This is a genomic window from Streptomyces sp. NPDC041968 (assembly GCF_055589025.1).
The window spans coordinates 707,690-718,770 of record NZ_JBVJCB010000001.1; the positions used below are offsets into that span (position 1 = coordinate 707,690).

Annotated in this window: 10 protein-coding genes; 7 read left to right on the forward strand and 3 right to left on the reverse strand. The window is 73.1% G+C overall.

The genetic code is table 11. The annotated features are described in order from the left end of the window. Positions 1–65: 65 nt before the first annotated feature. Positions 66–968 (forward strand): NAD(P)-dependent oxidoreductase, encoded by a 903-nt coding sequence (locus tag ACZ6EG_RS03260; protein WP_469601089.1) that lies wholly within the window; start codon positions 66–68, stop codon positions 966–968. 126 nt (positions 969–1,094) lie between these two features. After that, positions 1,095–1,586: a hemerythrin domain-containing protein gene (locus tag ACZ6EG_RS03265; RefSeq protein WP_356603181.1), complete on the forward strand. Its 492-nt coding sequence runs from the start codon at positions 1,095–1,097 to the stop codon at positions 1,584–1,586. Between the two features lie 56 nt (positions 1,587–1,642). Here the strand turns inward: ACZ6EG_RS03265 and ACZ6EG_RS03270 are convergent, their stop codons facing one another. Beyond that, positions 1,643–2,425, reverse strand: a complete 783-nt coding sequence (locus tag ACZ6EG_RS03270; protein ID WP_469601093.1) for a sulfite exporter TauE/SafE family protein — start codon at positions 2,423–2,425, stop codon at positions 1,643–1,645. Positions 2,426–2,630: 205 nt separating this feature from the next. On the opposite strand from ACZ6EG_RS03270, the gene ACZ6EG_RS03275 reads away from it, so the two are divergent. The 4 genes from ACZ6EG_RS03275 (at position 2,631) to ACZ6EG_RS03290 (ending at position 8,222) form a co-directional block, all read left to right on the forward strand. After that, complete coding sequence (locus tag ACZ6EG_RS03275; RefSeq protein WP_391967917.1) at positions 2,631–3,848, forward strand: NAD(P)/FAD-dependent oxidoreductase; 1,218 nt, start codon at positions 2,631–2,633, stop codon at positions 3,846–3,848. After that, complete coding sequence (gene nirB, locus ACZ6EG_RS03280; protein WP_391967918.1) at positions 3,848–6,457, forward strand: nitrite reductase large subunit NirB; 2,610 nt, start codon at positions 3,848–3,850, stop codon at positions 6,455–6,457. Before ACZ6EG_RS03275 ends, nirB begins: the two co-directional genes overlap by 1 nt. Then, positions 6,454–6,804, forward strand: a complete 351-nt coding sequence (nirD, locus tag ACZ6EG_RS03285) for a nitrite reductase small subunit NirD (protein ID WP_391967919.1) — start codon at positions 6,454–6,456, stop codon at positions 6,802–6,804. Before nirB ends, nirD begins: the two co-directional genes overlap by 4 nt. A gap of 263 nt (positions 6,805–7,067) precedes the next feature. Next, entirely contained in the window at positions 7,068–8,222 is a 1,155-nt protein-coding gene (locus ACZ6EG_RS03290) for an alkaline phosphatase PhoX (RefSeq protein WP_391967920.1), read from the forward strand. 63 nt (positions 8,223–8,285) lie between these two features. Here ACZ6EG_RS03290 and ACZ6EG_RS03295 read toward each other — a convergent pair whose 3' ends face one another. After that, complete coding sequence (locus ACZ6EG_RS03295; protein WP_391967921.1) at positions 8,286–9,218, reverse strand: oxidoreductase; 933 nt, start codon at positions 9,216–9,218, stop codon at positions 8,286–8,288. A 183-nt stretch (positions 9,219–9,401) separates the two neighbouring features. On the opposite strand from ACZ6EG_RS03295, the gene ACZ6EG_RS03300 reads away from it, so the two are divergent. After that, entirely contained in the window at positions 9,402–9,857 is a 456-nt protein-coding gene (locus ACZ6EG_RS03300; protein ID WP_391967922.1) for an LAETG motif-containing sortase-dependent surface protein, read from the forward strand. A 44-nt stretch (positions 9,858–9,901) separates the two neighbouring features. Here ACZ6EG_RS03300 and ACZ6EG_RS03305 read toward each other — a convergent pair whose 3' ends face one another. Then, on the reverse strand, positions 9,902–11,035 hold the full coding sequence (locus ACZ6EG_RS03305) for an acyltransferase family protein (protein WP_469601100.1): 1,134 nt from the start codon (positions 11,033–11,035) through the stop codon (positions 9,902–9,904). Positions 11,036–11,081 lie beyond the last annotated feature (46 nt).

An 11,081-nucleotide genomic window follows, 5' to 3' on the forward strand; every position in this document is an offset into this window, starting at 1 on the left:
CCGGGTAACCGCCCACTTCGAAGTGGGTACTTGAGCGGCCCGGTGTCCCGGCGGAGTCTTCTCCCATGACTGACAAAGCACCCGTCTCCCGTATTCCTCTCACCGTCCTGGGCGCCGGCGCCATGGGCACCGCCCTGGTCCGCTCCTGGCTCGCCGCCGGCCATCCCGTCACCGTCTGGAACCGCACCCCGGCCCGCGCCGAGGCCCTCGCCGCCGAGGGCGCCACCGTCGCCGCGAGTGCGGCCGAGGCGGTCGCCGCGAGCCGCCTGGTGATCGTCTGCCTGCTCGACGACGCCTCGGTCGGCGAGGCCCTCGACGGGGCCGCCCTCGACGGACGGGACCTGGTGGACCTGACCACCGGGACACCCGCCGAGGGGCGGTCCCGCGCGGCCTGGGCTACGGCGCGCGGAGCCCGCTTCCTGGACGGCGGGATCATGGCCGTACCGCCGATGATCGGGCAGGCCGGCTCCGGCGGCTACGTCTTCTACAGCGGCTCCGCGGAGCTGTTCGAGGAGCACCGCGAGACGCTCGCCGTCCCGGCCGGGACGCGTTACGTCGGCGCGGACCCGGGCTTCGCCGCGCTGCACGACGTGGCGCTGCTGAGCGCGCTGAGCGGCATGTTCGCCGGGGTCACGCACGCCTTCGCACTGATCGGCCGCGAGGACGTCCGGCCGAGGGACTTCGCGCCCCTGCTCGCCGACTGGCTCACCGCGATGGCGCCCTCCGTGCACCAGGCCGCCGACCAGCTGGAGAGCGGTGACTACGGCAAGGGCGTCGTGTCCAACCTCGCCATGCAGGTGGCGGGCAACGCGACGCTGCTGCGCACCGCCGAGGAGCAGGAGGTGAGCGCGGAGCTGCTGACGCCGTACATGAGCGTGATGGAGCGGTGGCTGGCCGAGGGGCACGGGGAGGAGGACCCGACCGGGATGGTGGAGCTGCTGGACCTGCGGCGCGGCAGGGACACCTGAGCGGGGCTCGTCGGCGTCCGGCGCGGTGGGGCCGGTGGACGGGGCGGACCGGGGTAAACGGTGCTGGCAGGTGTCTTCCGGAGAAGAACCGGAAGCAGGAGAAGCACGAGAAAGCGGTGTCTTGCCATGACCGAATCCGGGGACGTCGTCGAACTCATCCTCCGGGACCACCGGAAGATGGAGGACCTCTTCCGTCTGATGCGCAGCGTCGAGGCCGACCGGGCGGCCGCCCTGCGCGAGTTCGCCGACCTGCTGATCGCGCACGCCCAGGCCGAGGAGGCCGAGGTCTACCCCGCCCTCAAGCGCTACAAGAACATCGACGACGAAGAGGTCGAGCACGGCGAGCACGAACACGACGAGGGCAACGAGGCCCTCCTCGCCCTCCTGGAGGTCGAGGAGGTCGGTTCCGAGGAGTGGGACACGAAGCTGGAGGAGCTGGTGGAGGCCGTCACCCACCACGCCGACGAGGAGGAGCGGACCATCCTCAACGGAGCGCGCGAGAACGTCGCCATGGAGCGGCGCGAGGAGCTGGGCGCGGCCTTCCGCGAGGAGCGTGCGCGTCTGCTGAAGGAGGGCTGCGGTGACGTGGAGAAGGTGCGTCGCCTCGTCCGTGCCTGACCTGTCGCCCCGGTCCCCGGCCGCCCCGGCCCGCGATGCGGCCGGGGCGGCCGGGGCTAGGCCAACCACTGCTCGTAGGCCAGGTTCGCGACCAGCGCGAAGACGACGGTGAGCAGGACGACCCGGACGAAGCCGCTGCCCTTCTTGAGGGCCGTGTGCGCGCCGAACATGCCGCCGGCGAGGTTGAAGACGGCCATCAGGGCGGCCAGCTGCCACAGGACGGCGCCCTGCCAGGCGAAGGTGGCGAGGGCGCCGGCGTTGGTGCAGCAGTTGACGATCTTGGCGGTGGCGGAGGCGGTCACCAGGTCGAGGTGGAGCAGCGCGGTGAGCGCCAGGACGAGGAAGGTGCCGGTGCCGGGGCCGATGAGTCCGTCGTAGAAGCCGATGCCGAGGCCACCGAGACCGATCGCGGCGAGGATCTGGCGCCGGGTGGCCGGGCCGGTGGCGGGGGCGGTGCCGAAGGCGGGGCGCAGGATCACGAAGGCCGCCACCGCGAGCAGCACCACCATGATCACCGGCTTGAGCACCTCGGTGCTCATCCCGGCCGCGAAGAAGGCCCCGCCGGACGAGCCGACCAGCGCCGCCAGCCCGATGCGTACGGCGGTCCGCACGTCCACCGGGGCCTTGCGCGCGTAGGTCACCGCCGCGCCCGTGGTGCCGACGATGGCGACCGCCTTGTTGGTGCCTAGGGCGTGCGCGGCCGGGGTGCCGGCGGGCAGTCCGAGCAGCAGCGCCGGCAGCAGCAGGAGCCCGCCGCCCCCGACCACGGCGTCGATCCAGCCGGCCGCGAGGGCGGCGAGGCACAGGAGGACGACCGTGGTCAGCGATATGTCGGGCATGATCGCGACCCTACGGACGAGATGGATGTGCCGTCCATCGAGATGAGGGTCTTCTGAGGTTGCGCACGGCCGGCCGTCGGCGACCGCGCCCGTCACCGGTGCCGCGCCCCCTCACACCCGCCCCCGCCCCCCGCTGAGGGCAGCGTTCCCGGTGGGAAACAGACGCGATGCCACCGGGTAACACCCGCACCGCAGGCTCGGTGCCATGACCTCGAATACGCGTGTGGTGGTGATCGGCGCCGGACTGGCGGGCGTGACGCTCGCCCGGCGGCTCGGTGAGCTCGGCACGCCCGCGCTGGTCGTCGGCGACGAGGAGCACCGCCCGTACAACCGGGTGCTGCTCGCGGAGGTGCTGGCCGGGCGGTACAGCCCCGAGGTGGTCGCGCTGCCCGCGCCGGCCGGACTGCTGCGCGGCCGGGTCACCGGCGTCGACCGGACCGGGCGGACGGTGCGGTGCGCCGACGGCTCGGTCATCGCCTACGACACGCTGGTGCTCGCCACCGGCTCCAACGCGGTACTGCCACCCCTGCGCGGCCTGTTCACCGCGGACCACCAGCTGCCCGAGGGCGTGCACGCCTTCCGCACCATGGACGACTGCCTGGGCCTGTCCAAGGCGGTACGGCCGGGGGTGCGGGCCGTCGTCATCGGGGGCGGGCTGCTCGGGGTCTCGGCCGCCCGCGCGCTGGCCGTGCGGGGCGCGCAGGTCGTCCTCGCCCAGCAGTCCGAACGGCTCATGGAACGCCAGCTCGACCCGGCCGCCTCCGCGCTCGTGCGGCGGCACCTGGAGGACCTCGGTGTCGAGGTGCACACCGAGTGCCGGGTACGGGACGTGCGCAGCGTCGGCGGGGCGGTGCGGTCGGTGGAGATGGCCGACGGGTACGCCCTCGGCGCCGACCTGGTGGTCCTCGCCTGCGGCGTCCGGCCCCGGGTGGGCCTCGCGCAGGCGGCGGGTCTGGAGGTCGGCAAGGGCGTCCTCGTCGACGACGAGCTGCGCACCTCCGACCCGCACGTCCGGGCCGTCGGCGACTGCGCCCAGCACGCGGGACGCGTGTACGGGCTGGCCGCGCCCGCCCTGGAACAGGCCGGCGTGCTGGCCGAGCTGCTCGCCGGGGGCGGCACCGCCCGCTACACCGGCACCCGGTCCCTGACCCGGCTCACCCTCACCGGGCCGGACAGCCCCTTCGACCTCGCCGCGTTCGGCGAGACCGACCCCCGCCCCGGCGACGACGTCGTGCAGCTCGCCGACGCCACCCGGGGCACCTACCGCAAGGTCGTCGTCCGCGACGACCGCCTGGTCGGCGGGGTCCTGGTCGGCGAACTCGGCACCGTCGGCGCGCTGGCGCGCGCCTGGGAGGGAGCAGAGCCGCTCCCCTCAGACGGCGGCCCCCTGCTCCACCTGCTCACCACTGACGGAGGCTCCTGATGACCGCCACCCCGGGGCCCATCCCCACCATCGTGCTCGTCGGCCACGGCATGGTCGGCCAGCGCTTCCTCGAGGCACTCGCCGACCGCGGTCTGACCGCCACCCACCGCGTGGTCGTGCTCTGCGAGGAGCCCCGCCCCGCCTACGACCGCGTCGGGCTCACCTCGTACTTCTCCGGGAAGACCCCGGAGGACCTGTCGATGACCGACCTGGGCTTCCTCGCCGAGCACGGCATCGAACTGCGCGTCGGCGACGCGGCGGAGACCGTCGACCGGGACGCGCGCAAGGTGACCGCCCGCTCCGGTTTGGTCCTCGACTACGACGTACTGGTGCTGGCCACCGGCTCCTACCCCTTCGTCCCGCCGGTCCCCGGCAAGGACGCCGAGGGCTGCTTCGTCTACCGGACGATCGAGGACCTCCTCGCGATCGAGGCGTACGCGAAGACCGCGACGACCGGCGCGGTCGTCGGCGGCGGACTGCTCGGCCTGGAGGCCGCGGGCGCCCTGAAGGGGCTCGGACTGACCTCGCACATCGTGGAGTTCGCCCCGCGCCTGATGCCGGTGCAGGTCGACGAGGGCGGCGGCGCGGCGCTGCTGCGCACCATCGAGGGCATGGGCCTGTCCGTCCACACGGGCGTGGGCACGCAGGAGATCGTGGTCGGCGAGGACGGCGCCGTCACCGGCATGAAGCTGTCCGACGGTTCCGAACTCGCCACCGACCTGGTGGTGTTCAGCGCCGGCGTCCGCCCCCGCGACCAGCTGGCCCGCGACTGCGGCCTCGCGGTGGGCGAGCGCGGCGGCATCAGCGTCGACGAGCAGTGCCGGACGGTGTCCGACCCGCACGTGTTCGCGATCGGCGAGTGCGCACTGGCGGCCGACGGCCGGGTGTACGGGCTGGTGGCGCCCGGATACGAGCAGGCCGAGACGGCCGCCGCGACCATCGCCGCCGACGAGGCGGCGTTCACCGGCGCCGACCTGTCCACCAAGCTGAAGCTGCTCGGCGTGGACGTGGCGTCGTTCGGCGACGCGCACGGCACCGCCGAGGACTGCCTGGACGTCGTCTACTCCGACTCCCGGGCCGGCCTCTACAAGAAGCTGGTCGTGGCCCGCGACGGCACGCTGCTCGGCGGCATCCTGATCGGCGACGCGGACGCGTACGGCACGCTGCGCGCCTTCACCGGCTCGGTCCCGCCGGTCTCCCCCGAGTCCCTCGTGCTGCCCGCCGGCGCGGGCGGCCCGGTCCAGCTGGGCCCGTCCGCGCTCCCCGACGAGGCGGTGATCTGCTCCTGCCACAACGTCAGCAAGGGCGCGGTGCGCGGGGCGGTGGCCGACCACCAGTGCACCACCGTGCCCGAGGTGAAGAAGTGCACCAAGGCCGGCACCGGCTGCGGCTCCTGCCTCAAGGTGCTCGGCCAGCTGCTCACCGCCGAGCTGGAGGCGAGCGGCGTCGAGGTCGACAAGGGTCTGTGCGGCTGCTTCGCGCAGACCCGCGAAGAGCTGTACGAGATCGTCCTCACCCTGCGGATCACCTCCTTCCGGGAGCTGCTGGACCGGCACGGCCGGGAGGGCGCCCGGGGCGGCGACGGCTGCGAGGTCTGCAAGCCGACGGTCGGCTCGATCATCGCCTCCCTCGCCCCGGCGATCGGCGCGAGCGGCTACGTCCTCGACGGTGAGCAGGCGGCCCTCCAGGACACCAACGACCACTTCCTGGCCAACCTCCAGCGCAACGGCTCGTACTCGGTCGTCCCGCGCATCCCGGGCGGTGAGATCGCCCCGGAGAAGTTGATCGTCATCGGCGAGATCGCCCGCGACTTCGGGCTCTACACGAAGATCACCGGCGGTCAGCGCATCGACATGTTCGGCGCCCGCGTCGAGCAGCTCCCGGTGATCTGGGCCCGGCTGGTGGACGCCGGCTTCGAGTCCGGGCACGCGTACGGGAAGTCGCTGCGCACGGTGAAGTCCTGCGTCGGGCAGACCTGGTGCCGCTACGGCGTCCAGGACTCCGTGCGCATGGCGATCGACCTGGAGCTGCGCTACCGGGGGCTCAGGTCGCCGCACAAGCTGAAGTCGGCGGTGTCGGGGTGCGCCCGCGAGTGCGCGGAGGCCCAGTCGAAGGACTTCGGTGTGATCGCCACCGCCAACGGCTGGAACCTCTACGTCGGCGGCAACGGCGGCGCCACCCCGCGCCACGCGGACCTGCTCGCGCAGGACCTCTCCGACGCCGAACTGGTCCGCCTGATCGACCGGTTCCTGATGTTCTACATCCGCACCGCCGACAAGCTGGAGCGCACCTCCACCTGGCTGGAGCGCATCCCGGGCGGCCTGGACCACGTGCGGGACGTGGTCGTGCACGACTCCCTCGGCATCTGCGACGAGCTGGAGTCCCTGATGTCCGCCCACGTCTCGCACTACCGGGACGAGTGGGCCGAGACCATCAACGACCCCGAGAAGCTGGCCCGGTTCGTGTCCTTCGTGAACGCGCCCGACACCCCCGACCCGGTCGTGGGCTTCGTGCCCGAGCGCGACCAGATGAAGCCCGACCTGCCGCTGCTGGACATCGGCCTGCGGCGCACCGAGGAAGACCTCCTGGAAGGAAGCACCCGGCGATGACCCTGGCACCCGAGACGACCGACCTGAAGGTCCGGCTGCGGCTGACCGACGACTGGTTCACGGCCTGTGACCTCGGCGCCCTCCTCCCGGGCCGGGGCGTCGCCGCCCTGCTGCCGGACGGCGGGCAGGTGGCCCTCTTCCGCGACCGGGGCGGCGAGCTGTACGCCATCGACAACCGGGACCCGTTCACCGGGGCGGCGGTCCTCTCCCGCGGCCTCACCGGCACCCACCAGGGCCGTCCGTTCGTCGCCTCCCCACTGCTCAAGCAGCGCTTCGACCTGGCGACCGGGGTGTGCCTGGACGACGAGGCGGTACGGGTGGAGACGTACGAGGTGAAGGCCGCCTGACCTGGCGGGGGCCTGACCACGGCGACCTCCATGTCCCTGCTGTACCGGCGTCCGACGACGCGTCCTCGGTGGTGGGTACCGACCTGGTGGTGGACGGCGGCCGGACGGCCTGAGTCCCCGGTCCGGCACGGGAGGGGGACGACGCGCCGCCCGGCCGTCACGAGTTGGCCATGGACCGTCAACCCGGCCCGCCTAGGGTCCGTGACCGCACGCCTTTGCCGCCGGCCGGCGGCGGGGGCCGGACATGACCCACGGAGGCAGCAGTGGATCGTCGTACCCTCCTGCGCACGGCCGTCGTCGGCGGCTCGGCCGTCCTCGGCGGAACCCTGTGGCGCGGTGCCGCGTACGCCGCGCCCGCCCAGCCCGGCAGCGGGCCGTACGGGGCGCTCGGCGCACCCGACGGCAACGGCGTCCGCCTGCCCGCGGGTTTCACCAGCAGGGTGATCGCCCGCTCCGGCCAGAAGGTCGCGGGCACCTCGTACACCTGGCACAACGCACCGGACGGCGGCGCCTGTTACGCGGACGGGTCCGGCTGGATCTACGTCTCCAACTCGGAGATCAACCCCTCCGGCGGCGCGAGCGCGGTGCGGTTCTCGTCCACCGGCGCGATCACCTCCGCCTACCGGGTGCTCTCCGGCACCCGGCAGAACTGCGCGGGCGGCAGGACCCCCTGGAACACCTGGCTGTCCTGCGAGGAGGTGGACCGCGGCTACGTCTACGAGACCGACCCGTGGGGCGTGAAGGCCGCGGTGCGGCGGGACGCCATGGGCCGTTTCAAGCACGAGGCGGCGGCGGCCGACCCGGTCCGCCGGGTCGTGTACCTCACCGAGGACGTGACCGACGGCTGCTTCTACCGCTTCCGCCCGACGACCTGGGGCGACCTGTCCTCCGGCACCCTGGAGGTGCTGGTCGCCGGCTCGGCCACCAGCGGCCCCGTGACCTGGGCGCGGGTCCCCGACCCGTCCGGCGCCACGGCCACCCGGAACCAGGTGTCCGGCGCCAAGCGCTTCAACGGCGGCGAGGGCTGCTACTACGCGGACGACACCTGCTGGTTCACCACCAAGGGCGACAACCGCGTCTGGCAGTACGACGCGGCCGCGCAGACCATCCAACTGGCCTACGACGACTCCCTGGTGACGTCCGGCACGGCCCCGCTGACCGGCGTCGACAACGTCACCGGCAGCTCCTCGGGCGACCTCTTCGTCGCGGAGGACGGCGGCAACATGGAGATCTGCGTGATCACGCCCGCCGACGTGATCGCCCCGTTCCTGCGGATCGACGGGCAGTCCGGCTCGGAGATCACCGGCCCGGCCTTCTCGCCCGACGGCACGCGGCTGTACTTCTCCAGCCAGCGCGGCACGAGCGGCAGCTCCTCCGGCGGCATCACCTACGAGGTGCGCGGGCCGTTCCGCGCCTGACCGCGCACCCGCCGGCGGCCGGCGGGCGTCTTCGGTACTTCAGCGCTTCGGTCCTTCAGTGCATCAGCGCTTCAGTGCCTCGTACGTGATGCCCGTCAGCCGCTCGGAGGCGGCCCACAGCCGCTCCCCCATCGCGTCGTCGGTGGTCCAGGGCGCCCGCCAGGACGGTGCGGGCGCCCCGCGCCACATCGCGAAGGACGGGCCGGTGAAGGAGTCGGAGGGGATCTCGGGCGCGGTCGCCGCGTACAGGACGGGCAGCGCGCCGCCCTCGGGGGACTGCGCGACGACCCGGTTGGCGAGCACCATCAGCCCTTCGGCGATCCGGCGCCCCTCGGCCCGGGGTCCGGCGGTCTGGAGGCCGGTCTCCGCGTAGCCGGGGTGGGCGGCGACCGCGCGCAGGTCCGCGGCGCCGTCCCGGGCCGCGAGCCGCCGCGCCAGTTCGTGCGTGAAGAGCAGGTTGGCGGACTTCGAGCGGGCGTAGGCGGTCCAGCGCCCGTAGCGGCGTACGTTGTTGAGGTCGCGCGGATCGACCTTGGCCAGCGCGTGCAGCATGCTGGAGACGGTCACGATCCGGGCGCCGGGCGTGGCGAGCAGCGTGGGCAGCAGCAGCCCGGTGAGGGCGAAGTGGCCCAGGTGGTTGACGCCGAACTGCGTCTCGAAACCGTCCGCGGTCGTCCCGTAGGGCAGGGCCATCACCCCGGCGTTGTTGACGAGCAGATCGACCCGCTCGTACGGCAGTCCGTGCGCGAACTCCCGTACCGACGCCAGGTCCCCGAGGTCCAGGCGCGCCAGTTCCACCGCGGCGTCCGGCACCTCGGCGCGCAGCCGCTCGACGGCCGCGCTCCCCCGCCCCGCGTCGCGGCAGGCGAGCACCACGGACGCTCCCTTGCGTGCAAGTTCCCGGGCCACCACGTAGCCGAGGCCGCCGTTGCCCCCGGTGACGACGGCGACGCGCCCGTCCTGGCCGGGGATGTCGCCCACGTTCCAGCCGGTCATCAGCGGCTCCTTCCCAGGTCCGGACCCTGCTTACCGTACGCGCCTCACGCCCGGGAGCGGAGAGCTACCGTCCGGTCACGTCACGTTCGCATCACGAGTCCTTCATATCGCCACCACACCCAGTGCCCCTCAATAGCTTCGTCACCTCATATCCACTCATCCACACCATTCCCGGGACTCCTGATGAACCTGCTCCGCAAGCCCGCCGCCGTGGCCCTCGCCGCGCTGGCCCTGGCCGCCCTGCCGACCGCCGCCCAGGCGCACGAGGGCACCCACCCGTTCAAGAACTGCACCGAGGCGTACGAGAACGGCTACGCGAACATCGCCGAGGGCGACCCGCACTACGGCGAGCACCTGGACCGCGACCGGGACGGCGTCGGCTGCGACAAGCCGCCCGCGGACTTCGAGCCCGCGGACGACGAGAAGACCGACGAGAAGACCGACGAGGGCGCGGGCTCCGGGGCCGAGGACGGCGCCGGCAGCGGCGAGGAGGCGGCCGGGCAGCAGGGTACCGACCTGGCCGAGACCGGCGGCGACGACAGCACGCCGTACCTGGCGGCGGGCGGTGCCGTCGTCGTCCTGGCCGGCGGCGGGCTGCTGCTGGCCGTGCGCCGGCGCCGGGGTGACGGGACCGCCTGACCCGGCGGGGCCGGGCCGGCCGGCCTCGGCGTCCCGTCCGCTGCTCAGCGGCGGGGCGCCGGCGTCTTCAGGCTGAACGCGGCGCTGCTCAGCCAGCGCTTGGCGGCCCGGGCCACCGGCCGCTCGACGAACCGCTGCACCACGTAGGAGAGCGCGATCAGGGCCGCGACGGTGATCCCGACCATGACCCAGGGGTCGGCGCGGTCGCCGAAGCGGTGCAGGACGTTCACGCCGATGGCGTCGTGCAGCAGGTACAGCGGGAAGGTCAGCGTGCCGGCGACCGTCAGCCCCCGCCAGCGGATCCGGCTGGTCCAGCCGAGGGCGACGGCGGCGATCAGCAGGAAGAAGACCGTGATCACCAGGACCAGCCAGCCGCGCCCCGGCGACCAGGAGTCCCAGTTGAGGCGGCCCCCCTCGGGCGTCAGCAGGAAGTGGAGCGCCACCAGCCACGACATGGCGACGATGCCCCAGAGCAGTGGCGTCGGCCGGTAGCGGTACATGAGGTAGAAGGCCATGCCGGCGATGAAGTACGGGGCCGACGGCGGGTTGACCAGCAGGGTGAGCAACCGGATGTCGGCGCTGGGCGCCAGTACCGCGGCGACCGTCCACAGTCCGCAGTAGATCACCACGCGCTGATAGGTCAGGCCCTTCCACACCACGACCGCGAAGGTGAGGTAGAAGCACATCTCGGGCCAGAGGGTCCAGTAGACGGAGTCCAGGTGCTCCACGCCGAGCGGGGTCTGCAGCATCGTCAGGTTGGCGAACAGCACGCGCGGGTGCGGATGCCCGAAGGGGTTGTCGGCGAAGAAGATCACGCACCCGCTGATCACGATCGCCGCCCAGTACATCGGGTACAGCCGGGTGACGCGGGAGATGAAGAAGTCGCGCGGGGTGCGTCCCCACGCGCTCATGCAGATGACGAAGCCGCTGATCAGGAAGAAGAGCTCGACGCCGAGCCGGCCGAACGCGAAGTAGCCGTGCGCCTGCGGGAAGACCTCGCCGACGGGCCGGCCCCAGATGGTCTGCATCGTGGAGGGCGCCTGGCCGACGAAGTGGAAGAACACGACGGCCAGCGCCGCCAGGAACCGCAGTCCGTCGAGCGCCGCGAGCCGGTCCCTGCGGACGGTGGGCCCCGCCTCCGGCACGCGCGCCTCGGCGGCGGTCCGTGGCCCCGGCACACCGGAGACGGTTCCTTCCGCGTGCCCGCGCGGTGCGGTCGTACCG